This is a genomic window from Cedecea sp. B1(4) (assembly GCF_059414925.1).
The window spans coordinates 73,891-93,556 of the sequence record NZ_JCAHMZ010000009.1; the positions used below are offsets into that span (position 1 = coordinate 73,891).

Annotated in this window: 21 protein-coding genes; 12 read left to right on the forward strand and 9 right to left on the reverse strand. The window is 52.6% G+C overall.

The window, feature by feature from the left end; genetic code table 11:
• Positions 1-296: 296 nt before the first annotated feature.
• Together waaA and coaD are read left to right on the forward strand one after the other, a co-directional pair.
• Positions 297-1,574: a lipid IV(A) 3-deoxy-D-manno-octulosonic acid transferase gene (gene waaA, locus ACR6JA_RS19365; protein ID WP_494494302.1), complete on the forward strand. Its 1,278-nt coding sequence runs from the start codon at positions 297-299 to the stop codon at positions 1,572-1,574.
• 8 nt (positions 1,575-1,582) lie between these two features.
• Positions 1,583-2,062, forward strand: coding sequence for a pantetheine-phosphate adenylyltransferase (gene coaD, locus ACR6JA_RS19370; RefSeq protein WP_494494303.1), 480 nt, complete (start codon positions 1,583-1,585; stop codon positions 2,060-2,062).
• Here the strand turns inward: coaD and mutM are convergent, their stop codons facing one another.
• The 4 genes from mutM to radC all read right to left on the reverse strand — a co-directional run bounded on the left by mutM (position 2,063) and on the right by radC (position 4,251).
• Positions 2,063-2,872: a bifunctional DNA-formamidopyrimidine glycosylase/DNA-(apurinic or apyrimidinic site) lyase gene (mutM, locus tag ACR6JA_RS19375; protein ID WP_166995796.1), complete on the reverse strand. Its 810-nt coding sequence runs from the start codon at positions 2,870-2,872 to the stop codon at positions 2,063-2,065.
• 68 nt (positions 2,873-2,940) lie between these two features.
• On the reverse strand, positions 2,941-3,108 hold the full coding sequence (rpmG, locus tag ACR6JA_RS19380) for a 50S ribosomal protein L33 (RefSeq protein WP_002436700.1): 168 nt from the start codon (positions 3,106-3,108) through the stop codon (positions 2,941-2,943).
• Positions 3,109-3,128: 20 nt separating this feature from the next.
• On the reverse strand, positions 3,129-3,365 hold the full coding sequence (gene rpmB / locus ACR6JA_RS19385; protein WP_008457442.1) for a 50S ribosomal protein L28: 237 nt from the start codon (positions 3,363-3,365) through the stop codon (positions 3,129-3,131).
• 214 nt (positions 3,366-3,579) lie between these two features.
• The gene (gene radC / locus ACR6JA_RS19390; RefSeq protein ID WP_494494318.1) at positions 3,580-4,251 is read right to left on the reverse strand and encodes a RadC family protein; all 672 of its coding nucleotides are present in this window, start codon (positions 4,249-4,251) and stop codon (positions 3,580-3,582) included.
• Between the two features lie 171 nt (positions 4,252-4,422).
• Between radC and coaBC the strand changes: the two genes are divergently transcribed.
• The 3 genes from coaBC (at position 4,423) to slmA (ending at position 6,787) form a co-directional block, all read left to right on the forward strand.
• Positions 4,423-5,634, forward strand: a complete 1,212-nt coding sequence (gene coaBC, locus ACR6JA_RS19395; protein ID WP_213716171.1) for a bifunctional phosphopantothenoylcysteine decarboxylase/phosphopantothenate--cysteine ligase CoaBC — start codon at positions 4,423-4,425, stop codon at positions 5,632-5,634.
• Positions 5,612-6,070 (forward strand): dUTP diphosphatase, encoded by a 459-nt coding sequence (gene dut, locus ACR6JA_RS19400; protein WP_494494304.1) that lies wholly within the window; start codon positions 5,612-5,614, stop codon positions 6,068-6,070. The genes coaBC and dut overlap by 23 nt, the downstream gene beginning before the upstream one ends.
• A gap of 120 nt (positions 6,071-6,190) precedes the next feature.
• The gene (gene slmA / locus ACR6JA_RS19405) at positions 6,191-6,787 is read left to right on the forward strand and encodes a nucleoid occlusion factor SlmA (RefSeq protein WP_008457430.1); all 597 of its coding nucleotides are present in this window, start codon (positions 6,191-6,193) and stop codon (positions 6,785-6,787) included.
• A gap of 37 nt (positions 6,788-6,824) precedes the next feature.
• Here the strand turns inward: slmA and pyrE are convergent, their stop codons facing one another.
• A complete protein-coding gene (gene pyrE / locus ACR6JA_RS19410) occupies positions 6,825-7,466 on the reverse strand; it encodes an orotate phosphoribosyltransferase (protein ID WP_008457428.1) in 642 nt (213 codons plus the stop codon).
• Between the two features lie 65 nt (positions 7,467-7,531).
• On the reverse strand, positions 7,532-8,248 hold the full coding sequence (rph, locus tag ACR6JA_RS19415) for a ribonuclease PH (protein ID WP_213716150.1): 717 nt from the start codon (positions 8,246-8,248) through the stop codon (positions 7,532-7,534).
• Positions 8,249-8,373: 125 nt separating this feature from the next.
• On the opposite strand from rph, the gene ACR6JA_RS19420 reads away from it, so the two are divergent.
• On the forward strand, positions 8,374-9,237 hold the full coding sequence (locus tag ACR6JA_RS19420) for a YicC/YloC family endoribonuclease (RefSeq protein ID WP_008457425.1): 864 nt from the start codon (positions 8,374-8,376) through the stop codon (positions 9,235-9,237).
• 45 nt (positions 9,238-9,282) lie between these two features.
• On the opposite strand, the gene ACR6JA_RS19425 is transcribed toward ACR6JA_RS19420, so the two are convergent.
• Complete coding sequence (locus ACR6JA_RS19425; RefSeq protein ID WP_494494305.1) at positions 9,283-9,672, reverse strand: hypothetical protein; 390 nt, start codon at positions 9,670-9,672, stop codon at positions 9,283-9,285.
• A gap of 186 nt (positions 9,673-9,858) precedes the next feature.
• Here ACR6JA_RS19425 and ACR6JA_RS19430 point away from each other — a divergent pair, with 186 nt between their 5' ends.
• Complete coding sequence (locus ACR6JA_RS19430; protein ID WP_213716152.1) at positions 9,859-10,476, forward strand: trimeric intracellular cation channel family protein; 618 nt, start codon at positions 9,859-9,861, stop codon at positions 10,474-10,476.
• Here the strand turns inward: ACR6JA_RS19430 and ligB are convergent.
• A complete protein-coding gene (ligB, locus tag ACR6JA_RS19435) occupies positions 10,470-12,161 on the reverse strand; it encodes an NAD-dependent DNA ligase LigB (protein WP_494494306.1) in 1,692 nt (563 codons plus the stop codon). The genes ACR6JA_RS19430 and ligB overlap by 7 nt on opposite strands.
• A 256-nt stretch (positions 12,162-12,417) precedes the next feature.
• Between ligB and gmk the strand changes: the two genes are divergently transcribed.
• From gmk to recG, 5 genes are read left to right on the forward strand one after another with little or no spacing between them, the layout of a single operon-like run.
• Positions 12,418-13,041 (forward strand): guanylate kinase, encoded by a 624-nt coding sequence (gene gmk, locus ACR6JA_RS19440; RefSeq protein WP_213716154.1) that lies wholly within the window; start codon positions 12,418-12,420, stop codon positions 13,039-13,041.
• Positions 13,042-13,095: 54 nt separating this feature from the next.
• Complete coding sequence (gene rpoZ / locus ACR6JA_RS19445; RefSeq protein ID WP_008457417.1) at positions 13,096-13,371, forward strand: DNA-directed RNA polymerase subunit omega; 276 nt, start codon at positions 13,096-13,098, stop codon at positions 13,369-13,371.
• Positions 13,372-13,389: 18 nt separating this feature from the next.
• Positions 13,390-15,510, forward strand: a complete 2,121-nt coding sequence (gene spoT, locus ACR6JA_RS19450) for a bifunctional GTP diphosphokinase/guanosine-3',5'-bis pyrophosphate 3'-pyrophosphohydrolase (protein WP_213716155.1) — start codon at positions 13,390-13,392, stop codon at positions 15,508-15,510.
• A gap of 4 nt (positions 15,511-15,514) precedes the next feature.
• Entirely contained in the window at positions 15,515-16,204 is a 690-nt protein-coding gene (gene trmH, locus ACR6JA_RS19455; RefSeq protein WP_494494307.1) for a tRNA (guanosine(18)-2'-O)-methyltransferase TrmH, read from the forward strand.
• Positions 16,205-16,207: 3 nt separating this feature from the next.
• Positions 16,208-18,289, forward strand: a complete 2,082-nt coding sequence (gene recG, locus ACR6JA_RS19460) for an ATP-dependent DNA helicase RecG (protein ID WP_494494308.1) — start codon at positions 16,208-16,210, stop codon at positions 18,287-18,289.
• Here the strand turns inward: recG and gltS are convergent.
• Complete coding sequence (gene gltS / locus ACR6JA_RS19465) at positions 18,286-19,488, reverse strand: sodium/glutamate symporter (RefSeq protein WP_494494309.1); 1,203 nt, start codon at positions 19,486-19,488, stop codon at positions 18,286-18,288. The two genes, recG and gltS, sit on opposite strands and share 4 nt — an antisense overlap.
• Positions 19,489-19,666 lie beyond the last annotated feature (178 nt).

The following is a 19,666-nucleotide window of genomic DNA, read 5'->3' on the forward strand; positions in this document are numbered from 1 at the left end:
TGACAACGTGTTCATTTTTACGTGTAGTGTACCACTTATCGCTCTCATTCCGAAGGATACGCAAGCCAAGACAATTCATTGATAACCATATGAATTAAAATAATTTATTTTCCTTAAATTCAAAGACCATTCACTTTTGACTTTTGCACAACTGCTCAATCCAACAATTGACTGGCAATACATACCTTTGACGTAAGCCATCAACCTGGTTTTCACCCAATTTCCGCAAAAGTAATGGCAAAGCTCAGGTTAAATACATAGAATCCCCAGCACATTCATAATGCCAGCCGTGTCCTATGCTCCAATTGCTTTACACCGTACTGCTTTACCTCATACAGCCACTCATCTGGCTGCGATTATGGGTGCGCGGTCGTAAAGCTCCTGCATACCGCAAACGCATTGGCGAGCGCTACGGCTTCTATAAAAAGCCGCTCAAGCCAGGTGGTATTATGTTGCATTCGGTTTCCGTTGGGGAAACGCTGGCCGCCATACCTCTGGTTCGCGCGCTTCGCCACCGCTATCCAGAATTGCCGATTACCGTCACGACAATGACACCAACCGGCTCAGAAAGGGTCATGTCCGCTTTCGGAGAAGATGTCCAGCACGTCTATCTGCCTTACGATTTGCCGTGTGCGCTAAACCGCTTCCTGAATAAGGTCGATCCAAAGCTGGTGCTTATTATGGAAACCGAACTTTGGCCAAACCTGATAGCCGCGTTGCACAAACGCTTTATCCCATTAGTGATTGCCAATGCCAGGCTTTCCGCACGCTCGGCAAAGGGCTACGCAAAACTTGGTGACTTTGTCAGAACGCTGCTGCAGCGCATTACGCTTATCGCCGCACAGAACGAAGAAGATGGTGAACGCTTCATCTCACTAGGTGCAAAACGGAGCCAATTGACGGTTACCGGTAGCCTTAAGTTTGATATCTCGGTGACACCACAGTTGGCCGCTCGAGCCGTGACGCTGCGCCGGCAGTGGGCGCCGCACCGCCCGGTCTGGATAGCTACCAGCACGCACGAAGGCGAAGAAAGCATCATCGTGCAAGCTCATCAGTCGCTTTTAAAGCAGTTTCCTAACTTATTGCTGATCCTTGTACCACGCCACCCGGAACGCTTCCCGGATGCCATCAATCTGGTCAGAAATGCTGGATTAAGCTACATCACTCGCTCTTCTGGAGAGGTACCGTCTTCCAGTACGCAGGTCGTTATTGGCGATACTATGGGTGAGTTAATGTTACTGTACGGGATTGCCGATCTGGCTTTTGTTGGCGGCTCGTTAGTTGAGCGCGGTGGCCACAATCCCCTCGAACCAGCCGCACACGCTATTCCAGTGTTAATGGGTCCACATACCTTTAACTTCAAAGATATCTGCGCACGCCTGTCGCAGGCAGATGGCCTAATCACCGTGACGGACGAGCAGTCATTAGTAAAAGAGATTGCGTCTTTGCTCACAGATGAGGATTATCGTAACTTCTACGGGCGCCATGCTGTGGAAGTGCTTTACCAGAATCAGGGTGCATTACAGCGCCTGTTACAGCTACTGGAACCTTATCTCCCCCCTAAAACACACTAAGGTCAGATATGCAAAAGCGGGCAATCTATCCGGGGACTTTCGATCCCATCACCAACGGCCATATTGATATCGTTACCCGTGCAGCCAGTATGTTTGACCAGGTGATCCTTGCGATTGCAGCAAGCCCCAGCAAGAATGCCTTGTTCACCCTGGATGAACGCGTTGCGCTGGCGCAGCAGGCACTTGCGCATTTACCCAACGTTCAGGTTCTCGGTTTCAGCGATTTAATGGCAAGCTTTGCACGTAACCAGCGGGCAAATGTGCTAGTGCGTGGGTTGCGTACCGCGGCTGATTTTGAATATGAAATGCAGCTGGCCCACATGAACCGCCATCTCATGCCTGAACTGGAAAGCGTGTTCCTGATGCCATCTAAAGAGTGGTCGTTTGTCTCTTCTTCCCTTGTCAAAGAAGTGGCGCGTCATCACGGAGATGTCGCCCACTTCCTGCCAGAGCATGTCTGTAAAGCGCTTATCGAAAGGCTTAAATAGCTATCGCTGACAGCGGCGACAATAGTAAGTACTACGCTGGGCGTGCTTAGCGGCGGAAATCGGCGTACCGCATACCCTGCAAGGCTCTCCTTCCCGGCCATATACCTGCAGCTCCTGAGCAAAATAGCCTGGTTTGCCATCGGACTGAAGGAAGTCTTTTAAAGTGGTTCCACCTTGTTCTATTGAGCGTTGCAATACAGCTTTGATAGCTGCGACCAGAGTTTCAGACTCTTTTTTTGATAGCGACTGCGCGCTACGGTCGGGATGGATCCCCGCTGCGAACAAGGATTCGCTGGCATAGATATTCCCCACCCCAACAACCAGTTTGTTATCCATTAGCCAGGGCTTGATAGCCGTTTTCTTTTTGGCCGATTTTTCGCGCAGGTATTCTGCACTGAATGTGTCGCTCAAAGGCTCCGGACCAAGGTGAGACAATACATTGCTCCCTTCCAGCTCTTTGACCCACAGCCAGGCGCCAAAGCGGCGGGGATCGGTATAGCGCAGAACTTTGCCGTTACTCATGATCAGATCGACATGATCGTGCTTTTCCGCAGGAAGTTCTTCCGCAAGGATCCTCAGGCTGCCGGACATTCCCAGGTGAATGATGATCCAGCCATCCGGTAGCTCCAGAAGCAAATACTTCGCCCGCCGCTGTACGCTCAGCACTGGCTTATCGCTCAGAGCATGTATTTCATCAGAAACCGGCCAGCGCAGTCGAGCATTGCGCACAACGGCATACAGGATGGTTTCACCCACCAGATGCGGCTCAATACCGCGACGACTGGTTTCTACCTCTGGTAATTCAGGCATCTCTCCTCCGGGAAGCAGGCATAAAAAAACCCGGCCTGAGCCGGGTTTCTTCAACAAAGTTACCAGAATTATTTAATTTTGGCTTCTTTGTATACAACGTGCTGACGGACAACTGGATCGAACTTTTTCAGTTCCAGTTTTTCCGGCTTAGTACGTTTGTTCTTCGTGGTGGTATAGAAGTGACCAGTACCAGCAGAAGAAACCAGCTTGATTTTCTCACGAATACCTTTAGCCATGATTTATTTCCTCTAAGTACTTAGTACTTTTCGCCACGGGCACGCAGTTCGGACAGAACTGTATCGATGCCTTTCTTATCGATTACACGCATACCTTTAGCAGATACACGCAGGGTGACAAAACGCTTCTCGCTCTCAACCCAGAAACGGTGAGAGTGCAGGTTCGGCAGGAAACGGCGTTTAGTCGCGTTCAGTGCGTGGGAACGGTTATTACCGGTCGCCGGACGCTTGCCAGTAACTTGGCAGACTCGGGACATGTCTATTCTCCAAAAATCAAATTAGCTCGAGCTTCGTATAGGGTTAGGCGCCTCGTCAGGCTGCAAGCCTGGTCCCTGGCGGTTCAATGTGAACCACAGTGCCAGGCGCATAATGCCAAACCCGAGATTCTCAAAGGTGGCGTAGTATACGCTGTGTGAGGCATGTGCTCAAGTCCCGAACAGACAAAGATCCCAATGGATCGCGCCTGATGGCTTAAATCCACCCTCGTTCAGCGAAAGAAACGTATTCTCCGTGACCAATAACCAGATGATCAAGCACTCGAATTTCCATAAACAGGCAAACTTTCACGATGCGTTCCGTAATAGCCCGGTCTGCTTTACTGGGTTCGGCCTTACCTGATGGGTGGTTGTGCGCCAGTATAATGGCACCGGCGTTGCATTTCATCGCTTCACGGACAATTTCTCTCGGGTGAACTTCAACGTGACTTAACGTTCCGGCAAACAACCGCTCACATTTAATAACCTGATGCTGATTATTCAAAAACAGCACCATAAAGATTTCACGCTGCTCGGTCGTCAACTGACTCTGCACATACTCCCTCACCTTTCCAGGCGTAAGCAGTGAGAGTTCTTTGACACCCTGAGACGAGTAATAACGCCTCGCCAGCTCGGCAATCGCGTTTAGTTGAGTGTATTTCGCTTCACCAATCCCCTTCACATCCTTGAAATGGGAATAATCGGCCGACAACAAGCGGTGCAGGGAACCAAACTCACGCAGCAGCATATTGGCAAAAACCAAAACGTGCATTCCCTGGTGGCCCGTACGTAAAAAAAGCGCCAGCAGCTCAGTGTCGGTGAGAGAACCCACACCGAATTGCAGCAGCTTTTCCCTGGGTAAATACGCGTTTTCAATCTCATTATCCATGTCCATAGCACCTCTCCCTCTCTTAACCCTCTCATGATGCGGCCTTTTTTATTATCAGGCGATGAGCGGGTTTTGGCCTTGCGTAGTGCCTCGCAAACTGCAAAAAGTCGCCTGTCAGGGATTGTGATAAAATGGCCATTCGACTGTGACTTCCAACGGATAAAAATCATGATGGGACTTTCCGGCAAGAAAATTGTTCTTGGTGTGAGCGGCGGTATTGCAGCCTATAAAACACCTGAGCTGGTTCGTCGTCTGCGCGATCGCGGAGCGGATGTACGAGTGGTAATGACCGAGGCGGCGAAGGCCTTCATCACGCCACTAAGTTTGCAAGCAGTGTCCGGTTATCCGGTGTCCGACAGTTTGCTAGACCCCGCAGCAGAAGCCGCCATGGGCCACATCGAACTCGGCAAATGGGCAGATTTAGTGATACTCGCACCTGCGACAGCAGACCTGATTGCGCGCGTGACTGCAGGCATGGCAAACGACCTGGTCAGCACTATCTGCCTGGCAACAGCCGCACCGGTTGCCGTCGTTCCGGCAATGAACCAACAAATGTTCCGCGCGGCAGCCACTCAACATAATTTGGACGTGCTAAGCGCTCGTGGTCTCCTGATTTGGGGCCCGGATAGCGGAAGCCAGGCCTGCGGCGATATTGGGCCAGGCCGAATGTTAGATCCGCTAACGCTGGTTGATATGGCCGTTGAACATTTCTCCGTAGTCAAAGATCTGCAACATCTGAACGTCATGATTACCGCCGGCCCAACGCGCGAACGCCTGGATCCCGTCAGATACATTACTAACGACAGCTCGGGAAAGATGGGGTTTTCTATAGCCGCCGCAGCGGCAGCGCGCGGGGCAAACGTAACCCTGATTTCAGGCCCGGTAAATCTGCCTACTCCGGCATGGGTCAACCGCATTGACGTCACTACGGCGCTGGAAATGAATGAAGTGGTCCAAAAACGCGTCGCCGGGCAGCATATATTCATTGGCTGTGCCGCCGTGGCCGACTATCGAGCAGCCGTGGTTGCTGACGAGAAAATTAAAAAGCAAGGCGATGAAATTACGCTAAAAATGGTCAAAAATCCGGATGTTGTTGCGGGCGTTGCGGCGCTTTCTGAAGGACGTCCCTATGTCGTAGGGTTTGCCGCCGAAACAAATAATGTGGAAGAATACGCCCGGAAAAAGCGTGCCGCTAAAAACCTGGATCTGATCTGCGCTAATGACGTATCTCAGAATAATCAAGGGTTTAATAGCGATAATAACGCATTGCACCTTTTCTGGCAGGAGGGAGACAAAGTCTTACCGCTTGAGCGTAAAGCACTCCTTGGCCACCTTTTACTGGACGAGATCGTTACCCGCTATGATGAAAAAAATCGACGTTAAAATTCTGGACCCGCGAGTTGGTCAGCAATTCCCGTTACCAACTTACGCCACCTCCGGCTCTGCCGGTCTTGACCTGCGCGCTTGCCTGGATGACGCCGTAGAACTTGCACCTAGTGCAACAACGCTGCTGCCAACCGGCCTGGCTATTCACATTGCTGACGCCTCTCTGGCAGCGGTCATCCTGCCTCGTTCCGGCCTGGGCCACAAACACGGTGTTGTGCTGGGTAACCTGGTGGGGCTGATTGACTCCGATTATCAAGGCCAGCTGATGGTTTCTGTCTGGAACCGCGGCCAGGACAGCTTCACTATTCAGCCCGGCGAACGCATTGCTCAGATGGTCTTTGTACCTGTTGTGCAGGCCGAATTTAACCTGGTTGAAGATTTTGACGCCAGCGACCGTGGCGAAGGCGGATTTGGTCATTCAGGCCGCCAGTAATAGCGTTTTATCAACGTAACCCTACCGCCTAGATAACGTTAAAACAGACCGCAAACCAAGCGTTTGCGGGCGCGGTTCGGTGCTTACCTGACAAGGTATTTTTCAGGGGTATTTTAGAACATGGCAGAAAAACAGACCGCGAAAAGGAATCGTCGCGAGGAAATACTTCAGTCTCTGGCCCAAATGCTCGAATCCAGCGACGGCAGCCAACGCATTACGACCGCTAAACTAGCGGCAACCGTTGGCGTGTCCGAAGCCGCACTTTATCGGCATTTCCCCAGCAAAATGAAAATGTTCGATAGCCTGATTGAGTTTATCGAAGATAGCCTGATTACGCGCATTAACCTGATTCTAAAAGATGAAAAAGACACGCTTGCCCGCCTGCGGTTGATCGTACTTTTGGTGTTGGGTTTTGGTGAACGGAACCCAGGCCTGACGCGCATCCTCACCGGGCACGCGCTGATGTTTGAGCAGGATCGCCTGCAGGATCGCATCAACCAGCTTTTTGAACGCATTGAGGTTCAGCTGCGCCAGGTTATGCGTGAAAAGAAAATGCGCGAAGGCGAAGGGTTTAGCACCGATGAATCCTTGCTGGCGAGCCAGCTACTGGCTTTCTGTGAAGGAATGCTGTCACGATTTGTGAGAAGTGATTTCCGCTATCTGCCCACGGATGATTTTGATACCCGCTGGCCTCTGATTGCCGCTCAGCTTTACTAGTAAAAAAGGGCCTTTCGGCCCTTTTTTATTTTCCGACTTAGACGCCGAACTCTTCGCGGTATTTACGTACTGCCGCCAGCTTATCAGCCATTTCTGGCTTCTCTTCCAGATAAGAAATCAGATCTTTGAGCGTGATGATCGAAATGACTTTGCACTGATAGTCGCGCTCAACTTCCTGAATGGCGGAGATATCCGCACGGCCACGCTCCTGTCGGTCGAGAGAAATAAGCACCCCGGCAAGGCTCGCACCGTTCGCGGCAATGATCTCCATTGACTCACGAATAGCGGTCCCAGCCGTTATCACGTCGTCCACCAGCATAACGCGGCCCTGAAGCGCACTGCCCACCAAATTACCGCCTTCGCCATGATCTTTCGCTTCTTTGCGGTTAAAGCAGTAAGGCACATCGCGCTCGTGGTGCTCAGCCAGTGCCACCGCGGTCGTTGTCGCGATAGGAATGCCTTTATAGGCTGGGCCAAAGAGCAGATCAAAATCGATGCCGGAGTCCATCAGAGCAGCGGCATAGAAACGCCCTAATAACGCCAGATCGCGCCCGGTATTAAACAGCCCGGCGTTGAAGAAATAGGGGCTAGTGCGCCCGGATTTCAGCGTGAATTCGCCAAACTTGAGTACCTGTTTGTTAAGCGCAAACTCAATAAACTGGCGCTGATACGGTTTCATGGATTTGCTCCTTAGCATTGTGACACGGACATAAAAAAAGCGACTTCTCAGTCGCTTTTAAAAAATTAATTTTCTAACGCCGCCTTCTGCGATGCGATGATGGAATCAATGCCCCCTCGAGCCAACGCCAGTAGCGCCAGTAACTCTTCGTGGGAGAACGGCTCACCTTCCGCAGTGCCCTGCACCTCAATCATGCGCCCGTCTTCCATCATGACAACATTCATGTCGGTTTCGGCTGCCGAGTCTTCGACATATTCCAGGTCGCAGAGAGCTTCACCGTTGACGATACCAACGGAAACCGCCGCCACCATCCCTTTCATAGGGTTAGTTTTCAGTTTGCCAGAAGCGACCAGGCAGTTTAACGCATCGGCCAGCGCTACACAGGCACCGGTGATGGACGCGGTGCGAGTACCGCCGTCGGCCTGCAGAACGTCGCAGTCCAGGGTGATGGTAAATTCACCTAATGCTTTTAGGTCCACCGCTGCGCGTAATGAGCGGGCGATGAGACGTTGAATCTCGAGAGTACGGCCACCTTGTTTGCCTTTTGCCGCTTCACGGGCATTGCGGCTATGTGTTGCACGCGGCAGCATGCCGTATTCAGCGGTGATCCAGCCCTGACCCTGGCCTTTCAGGAAGCGAGGCACGCCTTCTTCAAGGGTCGCGGTGCACAACACTTTGGTATCACCGAACTCGACAAGCACGGAACCTTCAGCGTGTTTAGTGTAATGACGGGTCAGGGTAACTGGGCGCACTTGTTCGGCGCTACGACCTGATGGACGCATGGGCTTTTCTCCGGCTAAAACGAATGTGGCTGCGCATTATACGGACTTCAGGCGCTTATTCCTATCCTGCAAGACCCCTGATGGCTATAATCCCCCCATACATTAGCTGAAAACGGGTACGTACTATGATCCGCAGTATGACCGCCTACGCCCGGCGTGAAGTAAAAGGTGAATGGGGCTCCGCCTCCTGGGAATTACGCTCGGTAAACCAGCGCTATCTCGAAACGTATATCCGCATGCCGGAACAGTTCCGCAGTCTTGAGCCTGTTGCTCGTGAGCGCATTCGCAACCGCCTCACCCGCGGCAAAATTGAGTGCAACCTGCGCTTTGAGCCCGATGCCCGTTCACAAGGATCGCTGATTCTTAATGAAAAGCTGGCTAAGCAGCTGGTTGAGGCCGCTAACTGGGTCAAAATGCAAAGCGATGAAGGCGAAATCAACCCGGTTGATATTCTACGCTGGCCAGGCGTGATGGCCGCTCAGGAGCAGGATCTTGATGCGATTACCGCTGAAATCCTTTCCGCTCTTGATGGCGCCCTGGACGACTTTATTGTTGCCCGTGAAACCGAAGGTCAGGCCCTGAAAGGGCTGATTGAACAACGCCTGGAAGGCGTCAGCGCCGAAGTTGTTAAAGTCCGTGCTCAAATGCCAGAAGTAGTGAAATGGCAGCGCGAGCGCCTGGTTAACAAGCTGGAAGAGGCCGAAGTTCAACTTGAGAACAACCGCCTTGAACAAGAACTGGTGCTGATGGCACAGCGCATTGACGTCGCGGAAGAGCTGGACCGTCTGGAAGCCCACGTCAAAGAAACCTACAACATCCTGAAAAAGAAAGAAGCCGTTGGTCGTCGCCTCGACTTTATGATGCAGGAGTTTAACCGCGAGTCGAATACTCTGGCCTCCAAGTCTATCAATGCCGACGTGACCAATTCAGCTATCGAGCTGAAAGTCCTGATCGAGCAGATGCGCGAACAGATTCAGAATATCGAATAGCGTGACATAAGCCTGCGTTCAGCAGGCTTTTTCTTTTGATGCGTACTAGGTATACGCCAATAGCTGCTCCGCAGTGATAAGCCCCATCTTTTCAAGCTGAATAGCTACCGCTCTCGGAGAACGTTCAAACTCATCCCCCAGGGTTTCGATAGCACCAGTTTGCTCAAATCGCTCTGCGAGCATCAGTTTCTCTTCTTCGGCCCAGGGAAAATGAGACTTAGCCGGACGCCCTTCGGCAAGGTTACGCTGCTGCCTCTCCTCACGTGTTAGCCTGGGCTTTTTCTGTTTTTCCGGGCTCACCGACAGCTCCTCAGCCAGGGCAAACAGCACTCTTATCGCTTCCGGCTTATTGGCGGTTGATTCAGCGCCAAGCACCTCTCCAGTTTCTGGATTGACGCCATTTGCTAGCGCTTTTAACATCGCCGATATCTTCATTGCGCCTCCTTAAATACTTCTACTAATCCATTTAATTTAAAAAGAACCTGACAACATCCAAATACAAAGGACAAATTTTATATTTTGGATAAATAAAACTAATCCATATTCATTCAGCTTAGAAAATCTCAATCGTGACATAGTGCACAAAACGTTACCCTCTGCCGGTATTCTGAGGGGACAAACATGCTGCTACACATTCTTTATTTGATTGGTATTACGGCGGAAGCCATGACCGGGGCCCTGGCCGCCGGGCGTCGTCGCATGGATACGTTTGGCGTCATTATTATCGCCACTGCCACGGCGCTGGGCGGCGGTTCTGTTCGCGATATTCTGCTGGGCCACTATCCCCTCGGCTGGGTGAAACACCCTGAGTACGTAGTGATTGTTGCCGTTGCGGCAGTACTCACAACCATCGTGGCTCCCGTAATGCCGCACCTACGCAAACTCTTTTTGGTACTCGATGCGCTGGGTCTCGTTGTCTTTTCTATTATCGGTGCGCAGGTTGCTTTGGATATGGGCGAAGGCCCAATCATTGCGACCATTGCCGCCGTTGTCACCGGCGTCTTTGGCGGTGTGCTAAGAGATATGTTCTGCAAACGAATACCCCTCGTGTTCCAGAAAGAACTGTACGCTGGTATCGCCTTTGCTTCAGCCGTGCTGTATATCGCGCTGCAGCACTACGTCAGCAGCCATGACGTCGTGGTTATAGCAACCTTATTATTCGGCTTTAGCACTCGGCTACTGGCACTGCGTCTGCGGCTTGGGCTACCTGTATTTCATTACAAACACGCCGATCACTGATGACCAAAACCCGGGATGTTATGCTGGCCAAGGAAGGCGGCTAGTGCAATCACCTGTGGATGCTTCATAAAATCGACTAACTGACTTGCCCGCTTAGCCCCCACACCGGGTAAAGTTTGCCATCGGGATTGATCCCAGTCGCCAAGCTGCTGCCAGTGTTTGTCTTTAAGAACGGCATGCGCACTTCGCGGCAGCGGCATCCCTAAGGCCAATACCCAGCGGATAAACGGTTTTTTTCGGGACAGAGAAAACTGATGCCATAACAGCTCGGCTTTTTTCATTGAAATTCCCGGTAAACCAGACAGAATTGTCTTGTTCAAATCCAGCCATGAAAAAACGTGCTGAAAGCGTGACGTCATGTGTAGATGGCGCCAGGTGCTTTGACTAACGCCAGCCAAATCCAGAACTCGCTTTTGGCTCATCCCCGTCAGACGGGCAATAAATTGTTCTGCACATTCAGATGAAGCATAAAGGCAAGTCACCGGTGTAAAAGCATCCATTTCCGGTATGGATGTGTCTCGCTGGCTGACTCGCCAGACGACTTCGTCCATCCGAGGTATTCCCTGTCCCGCCAGACTTATTTTTACTTTATCACCGGCCACAACATCCCATTCCTGCCAGCGCTTTAGTGAACCGATATTCACTCGTCGAACACGTTTATCGTCGAGCTGAACCTCTTCCAATTCAAGCACGACGGACACCTTGCCCGTTCGCCCTACGGCAAAATCAACGTTACGGACCACGGCGATTTGCTCAGCAGGAGGATATTTCCACGCGATGGCCCACTCCCCCTGCCCCGGCTGCCAGAATTTAGCCTCGGGTTCACGTTCCTGACGAATCACAATGCCATCCGTGACAAAGGGAAGTGACTGGCGAAACCACCCCTCACGTAAGCGGGCAATTTCATCAATGTTTGTTACAGGCCGGGACCATAGAGCAGTCAGAGAAAACCCTGCATCACGCAATATACTGCCTTTTTCAGCATGGCTTTTGGGGCCATCTGGCCATGCCCAGATAAAAATGCCCAGCGCGTCTGGATCGCTAACCGCTCCGGTACGAAGCATTTCCCCGGCAACTTTAGATCTCGCATTCACACCTCCAGCCAGGCTTTGAATATGGCCTTCCCGTTTCAGGAAAAGCTCGCCTTGCAGCACGCTGTTCGCAAGAGGTCCGGCAAGATGAAGGGGTATGGCATCAATACCGGCAGCTTTATGCGTCCAGTCCTCTCCTTTAATGCCATTGCCACGGCTTAGCATTTTCACCAGCCGCCCTTGTTGATAGACCAGTGTGATAGCCACCCCATCTACTTTGGGCTGTACCCATAAGTTCTGTCGGCCTGCAGCCCATAGCTCGACAGCACGTTTATCCGGTAGCTTTTTCAACCCTGTATGCGCAACAGGATGAGACGAGTTTCCTGCTGCTCCCATCCTTGCAGATTCTGCCTCTTGCCCCTGTTTAATGCAGCGCCTCCAGGCAGACAGTGTCTCCTTTAAGTCATCGTAAACGGCATCGCTCACCAAACTCTTTCCCTGCTGGTAATAGGCGTCATCCCAGAGGGATAGCTGGTGCGTAAGGCGTTCAATCTCCTTCTGTGTTCTGACCTCAGACCATGCTGGACACGACGCCATTACCGTTGATGAACCCCCCAGTAAAATGACAAAAACTGCTAACGCGATCCCTTTCATACCACCCTCCATTTCCTTTCTCCGGGGAGGTATAACTGTGTCCCGCATCAATCGCGAGCATGAAAGATCCTGCGTACGAGATACGTCCCGAAAAACTAATCTCGTTGCATCGAGAATGACAAAAGGTGGAAAACATCGCGTAAAACACGAGAAAAAACGCACCTGGCAATGACAAAACCTACGTACTGAGGCAGCGGTGTGTATAATATGCCGGTAGACGCTCTTCCCTTTATGCATACCGATTAAGTTAGAACTCATGGCTCAAGGCACGCTTTATATTGTTTCCGCTCCAAGTGGCGCGGGTAAATCCAGCCTCATCCAGGCTTTGTTAAAGACACAACCGCTGTATGACACCCAGGTTTCCATCTCGCACACCACTCGCGGTGTACGCCCAGGTGAAAATCATGGGGAACATTACTTCTTTGTCAGCAAAGACGAATTCCAGCAGATGATCGCTGAAGACGCTTTTCTTGAGCACGCGGAAGTATTTGGTAACTACTACGGTACATCCCGCCAGGCGATCGAAAATGTGCTGGCGACCGGCGTAGATGTGTTTTTGGATATCGACTGGCAGGGTGCAGAGCAAATTCGTATGAAAATGCCGCAATCCCGCAGTATCTTTATTCTGCCGCCGTCAAAAGACGAGCTGGACCGCCGCCTGCGTGGTCGCGGTCAGGATAGCGAAGAGGTGATTGCAAAACGCATGGCGCAAGCCGTTGCAGAAATGAGTCACTATGCGGAGTATGATTACCTTATCGTTAATGATGACTTCGACACTGCCCTGTCTGATTTAAAGATAATCATTCGTGCCGAGCGTCTACGAATGGGTCGCCAAAAGATGCGACATGACGCTTTAATCAGCAAACTATTGGCAGACTGACACCAGTTTCAGTATCATGCCCAGTCATTTCTTCACCTGTGGAGCATTTTAATTATGGCACGCGTAACCGTTCAGGACGCTGTAGAGAAAATTGGTAACCGTTTTGACCTGGTACTTGTGGCCGCGCGTCGCGCTCGTCAGATGCAGGTTGGCGGTAAAGATCCGCTGGTACCGGAAGAAAACGATAAAACGACCGTTATCGCACTGCGTGAAATCGAAGAAGGGTTGATCACCAACCAGATTCTCGATGTTCGTGAGCGCCAGGAACAGCAAGAGCAGGAAGCCGCAGAACTGCAGGCCGTGACTGCTATTGCTGAAGGTCGTCGTTAATTAGCCTGCGGGTAGCCCTTGTATCTGTTTGAAAGCCTGAATCAGCTGATTCAAAACTATCTGCCAGAGGAGCAAATTAAGCGCCTCCGGCAGGCATACCTTGTCGCACGTGATGCTCACGAGGGACAAACACGTTCAAGCGGTGAACCCTATATCACCCATCCCGTCGCCGTTGCCTGTATCCTGGCCGAGATGAAACTCGACCATGAAACGCTAATGGCAGCGCTTCTGCATGACGTGATTGAAGACACCCCGGCCACCTACCAGGATATGGAACAGCTGTTTGGCAAAAGCGTTGCTGAACTGGTGGAAGGGGTTTCTAAGCTAGATAAACTGAAGTTCCGCGATAAGAAAGAGGCTCAGGCCGAAAACTTCCGCAAAATGATCATGGCGATGGTGCAGGATATTCGCGTCATTCTGATCAAGCTTGCCGACCGCACGCACAATATGCGCACGCTTGGGTCATTGCGCCCAGATAAACGCCGCCGTATTGCCCGTGAAACCCTCGAAATTTACAGCCCACTCGCTCACCGCCTCGGTATTCATCACCTGAAAACCGAACTGGAAGAGCTTGGCTTTGAAGCGCTTTATCCGAACCGCTACCGCGTCATTAAAGAAGTGGTAAAAGCGGCGCGAGGTAACCGCAAAGAGATGATTCAAAAAATCCTCTCTGAAATCGACGGGCGTCTTCAGGAGGCAGGTATTGCCTGCCGCGTTAGCGGTCGCGAAAAGCACCTTTACTCCATTTACTGCAAGATGACGCTCAAAGAACAGCGTTTCCATTCGATCATGGATATCTACGCGTTTCGCGTCATTGTCCACGACATGGATACCTGCTATCGCGTCCTCGGGCAGATGCACAGCCTCTATAAACCTCGTCCAGGACGGGTGAAAGACTATATCGCCATCCCGAAAGCGAACGGCTATCAGTCCCTGCACACCTCAATGATTGGGCCGCACGGCGTCCCGGTTGAAGTGCAAATCCGTACTGAAGATATGGATCAGATGGCGGAAATGGGGGTTGCTGCGCACTGGGCTTATAAAGAGCAAGGCGAAAGCAGTACGACGGCACAAATCCGCGCTCAGCGCTGGATGCAAAGCCTGCTGGAGCTGCAGCAAAGCGCCGGTAGCTCATTTGAATTCATCGAGAGCGTAAAATCCGATCTGTTCCCGGATGAGATTTACGTTTTCACCCCGGAAGGCCGCATTGTAGAGCTGCCCGCAGGCGCAACGCCGGTGGACTTCGCCTACGCGGTACATACCGATATTGGTCACGCCTGCGTAGGCGCTCGCGTCGATCGCCAGCCTTACCCGCTTTCACAGTCGTTGACCAGCGGGCAGACTATCGAAATCATCACCGCACCCGGGGCACGTCCAAACGCCGCATGGCTTAATTTTGTTGTCAGCTCCAAAGCTCGCGCCAAAATTCGCCAAATGCTGAAAAATCTGAAGCGTGATGATTCCGTCAGTTTAGGGCGTCGCCTGCTCAACCATGCGCTCGGTGGCAGCCGTAAACTGGCTGAAATTCCTGCCGAAAATCTCCAGCGTGAACTGGACCGCATGAAGCTTGCGTCACTTGACGACCTGCTGGCCGAAATTGGCCTCGGGAACGCAATGAGCGTCGTCGTGGCGAAAAACCTGCAAGGGGAATCACCGGTCGCTGCTCAGTCAGGCACAGCGCCTTCAGCAAACCACAGCAACTTGCCAATCAAAGGTGCAGACGGCGTTCTGATTACCTTTGCCAAGTGCTGCCGCCCAATTCCGGGAGATCCTATCGTCGCTCACGTCAGCCCAGGTAAAGGGCTGGTTATCCATCATGAGTCTTGTCGAAACATTCGTGGCTACCAGAAAGAGCCCGAGAAGTTTATGGCCGTGGAATGGGATAAAGAGACCGAGCAAGAGTTTATCACCGAGATCAAGGTGGACATGTTTAACCACCAAGGTGCGCTGGCAAACCTGACCGCGGCAATCAACACGGCGGGCTCTAACATCCAGAGCCTGAACACCGAAGAGAAAGACGGCCGCGTATACAGCGCCTTCATTCGCCTGACAGCCCGGGATCGCGTCCATCTGGCGAACATCATGCGCAAGATTCGCGTGATGCCGGATGTGATTAAAGTGACCCGCAACAGAAACTAGAGTTATGAATCCTCAACGTTATGCGCGTATTTGCGAGATGCTCGCCAGACGCCAGCCGGACCTGACCGTTTGTATGGAGCAGGTGCACAAGCCCCATAACGTCTCCGCCATCATCCGTACCGCCGACGCCGTGGGCGTGCATGAAGTGCACGCCGTTTGGCCAGGAAGCCGTATGCGCACCATGGCATCTTCCGCCGCAGGAAGTAATTCCTGGGTTCAAGTCAAAACACACAAGACTATCGGCGAAGCCGTCCGGCAGCTCAAAAGCGGCGGCATGCAAATTCTGGCGACTCATCTTTCCGATAAAGCCGTCGACTTCCGTGAGATAGATTACACTCGCCCCACCTGCATTCTGATGGGTCAGGAAAAAACCGGCATTACCGAAGAGGCGCTCGCGCTTGCCGACCAGGACATCATTATTCCTATGATCGGTATGGTGCAATCCCTGAACGTGTCCGTCGCCTCGGCGCTGATTTTGTACGAGGCCCAGCGCCAGCGCCAAAACGTAGGCATGTATCAGCGTGAAAACAGTACGTTACCGGAAGCTGAGCAACAGAGACTGCTGTTTGAAGGTGGCTATCCTGTGCTGGCGAACGTTTCCCGCCGGAAAGGCTTACCGTACCCACATGTGAATCAGCAGGGTGAGATAGAAGCTGATGCCGCATGGTGGGCCACGATGCAGTCGGCGAAATAAGCCATGAAAGGCCGCCTGCTGGATGCCATACCGCTAAGCACGCTTGCCGGAGTGGGCGCCAGCCAGAGCGGAAAGCTGGCCAAAATAGGCCTGCATACCCTGCAAGATCTGCTGCTGCACCTGCCGCTTCGCTACGAAGACCGTACCCATCTTTACCCCATTAACGACCTTCAGCCGGGCCTGTACGCCACGGTGGAAGGCGAAGTGCTGAACAGCAATATCACCTTCGGCGGACGCCGGATGATGACCTGCCAGATTAGCGACGGCACCGGCATTCTCACGATGCGTTTCTTCAATTTCAACGCCGCGATGAAAAACAGTCTTTCTGCCGGCAAGCGCGTGCTCGCCTACGGTGAAGCCAAACGTGGCAAATACGGTGCCGAGATGTTCCACCCTGAATACCGCATTCAGGGCGACCTCAGTACGCCGGATCTGCAGGAAACGCTCACGCCGGTTTACCCGACGACCGAGGGAATCCGCCAGGCTACGCTACGTAAGTTGACCGATCAGGCACTCGAGTTACTGGAGACCTGCGCAATTACCGAACTTCTGCCCGCCGAACTGAGTCAGGGCATGATGAGCCTGCCGGAGGCATTACGCACCTTGCACAGGCCGCCCCCGGACATGAAACTGGCCGATCTGGAAACCGGTAAACATCCGGCTCAGCAGAGATTAATCCTCGAAGAGCTACTTGCCCATAATCTGAGTATGCTGGCGCTACGAGCCGGGGCACAGCGCTACCATGCGCTACCGCTGGTTAATCACGACGCACTAAAAAACCAGTTACTTGCTGCCCTGCCCTTTAAGCCTACCGGGGCTCAGGAACGAGTCGTCGCAGAAATAGAGCGAGATATGGCGCTGGACGTACCTATGATGCGTCTGGTGCAGGGCGACGTAGGTTCCGGTAAAACGCTGGTTGCCGCCCTGGCAGCCCTTCGTGCTATCGCACACGGTAAGCAGGTTGGCCTGATGGCCCCCACAGAATTGCTGGCTGAGCAACACGCCAATAACTTCCGTCAGTGGTTTGAACCATTAGGTATCGAGGTAGGCTGGCTGGCAGGGAAGCAAAAAGGCAAAGCCCGGATTGCGCAACAGGAAGCCATTGCCAGCGGCCAGGTTTCGATGGTGGTTGGCACTCACGCTATTTTCCAGGAGCAGGTTCAGTTTGCCGGGCTGGCGCTGGTTATCATTGATGAGCAGCACCGTTTTGGCGTGCATCAACGCCTGGCGCTGTGGGAAAAAGGTCAGATTCAGGGCTTCCATCCTCATCAACTGATCATGACCGCAACGCCGATTCCACGCACGCTGGCGATGACTGCCTATGCCGACCTCGATACCTCAGTCATCGATGAATTGCCGCCGGGACGAACGCCAGTCACTACAGTGGCAATAGCGGACACTCGCCGCAGCGAGATAATTGAGCGAGTACGCAACGCCTGCCGCGACGAAAAACGTCAGGCATACTGGGTTTGTACGCTGATTGAAGAGTCTGAACTGCTGGAAGCCCAGGCTGCTGAAGTGACCTGGGAAGAGCTAAAAACCGCCCTCCCGGAGCTTAACGTTGGTCTGGTACACGGGCGCATGAAGCCGCAGGAAAAACAGGCGGTAATGCAGGCCTTCAAGCAGGGCGAACTGCATCTTCTGGTCGCCACCACGGTGATTGAAGTCGGCGTGGATGTCCCCAACGCCAGCCTGATGATCATCGAAAACCCTGAGCGTTTAGGGCTTGCGCAACTCCACCAGCTCCGCGGCCGTGTTGGCCGTGGCGCCGTGGCCTCCCACTGCGTGCTGCTGTATAAATTCCCGCTATCCAAAACGGCACAGCTTCGCCTGCAGGTGCTGAGAGACAGTAATGATGGTTTTGTGATTGCGCAAAAAGACCTGGAGATCCGCGGACCTGGCGAGCTGCTAGGAACTCGCCAGACGGGTAACGCAGAGTTCAAAGTGGCCGATCTGCTGCGGGACCAGGGAATGATCCCGCAGGTTCAGCGCCTGGCGCGCCATATCCACGAACGCTATCCTGAACAGGCTAAGGCGCTGATCGAACGCTGGATGCCGGAAACCGAGCGTTACTCCAACGCTTAAGCAAACAGCGGCAGCATCAGGAACAGCTTGATCACCACCGCATTCACGATATCGATAAAGAACGCCCCCACCATCGGCACCACCAAAAATGCCATATGCGACGGGCCAAATCGTTCGGTAATCGCCTGCATATTAGCAATCGCCGTCGGTGTGGCACCCATGCCAAAACCACAGTGACCGGCGGCCAGCACCGCCGCATCGTAGTTTTTGCCCATCAAACGCCAGGTAATAAAAATAGCGTACAGCGCCATAAACAACGTTTGTACGGCCAGAATAGCCAGCATCGGTAACGCCAGAGAGGCCAGTTCCCAAAGTTTAAGGCTCATTAACGCCATCGCAAGGAACAACGAAAGGCTGACGTTGCCCAGTACGGAAACCGCCCGTTCGAAGACACGATAGAAACCCACAGCCGCGAGCAAATTACTGAGAATCACGCCAATAAACAGCACGCAGACAAACGTCGGCAGCTCAAAAGGTGTGCCCTGCAATAACCCAGCAACGACACGCCCTACCGTCAGGCAGATAGCAATCAGGGCGATGGTTTCAATCATCACCAAAGAGGTAATGACCCGCCCGACATCTGGCTTTTCAAACGCGCCAGGGATCTCGTTGTCTTCAGGAGCACCATTCGGCGTAGACGAATGTTTAACCAGGTAGCGAGCAACCGGGCCACCAATTAAACCACCCAGCACCAGGCCAAAAGTCGCACAGGCCATAGCGACTTCCGTCGCATTCTGGAAACCATAGCGTTCGGTAAAGAGTTTGCCCCAGGCTGCACCGGTACCGTGCCCGCCTGACAACGTTATCGAACCTGCCAGCAGCCCCATCAGCGGATCGAGCCCCAACATGCTGGCCATACCGATGCCAATGGCGTTCTGCATGACCAGTAGCCCAACGACGATAAACAGGAAAATCCCCACTACTTTCCCGCCTTTGCGCAAACTGGCGATATTCGCATTCAGGCCGATTGTGGCGAAGAAAGCGAGCATCAAAGGATCTTTGAGGCTCATATCAAACTCAATTTCCCAGCCCATGCTCTTTTTCAGGACAAGCAGGGCTATCGCCACCAGCAGCCCACCGGCCACGGGTTCAGGAATAGTGTATTTTTTGAGGAAAGGGACCGAGTGGACCATTTTACGCCCCAGAAGCAGCACTAACGTGGCGGCCACCAGGGTAGAAAGGGTATCAAGATGAAACATTGCAGGGCTCCTTTTATTGCGCATCCGTCATTCGCGCTTAATTATCCTTCGCTGTTATTTCCTTCATGGATGAAATCAGCCGGCGCATTTTAACCAAAAAATGCGCCTTCGTTATAAATAATGCTCAATTTATGACATTTCGCTCTTATCCCACCAGGCTAGCAATCGTTTGCTTTTA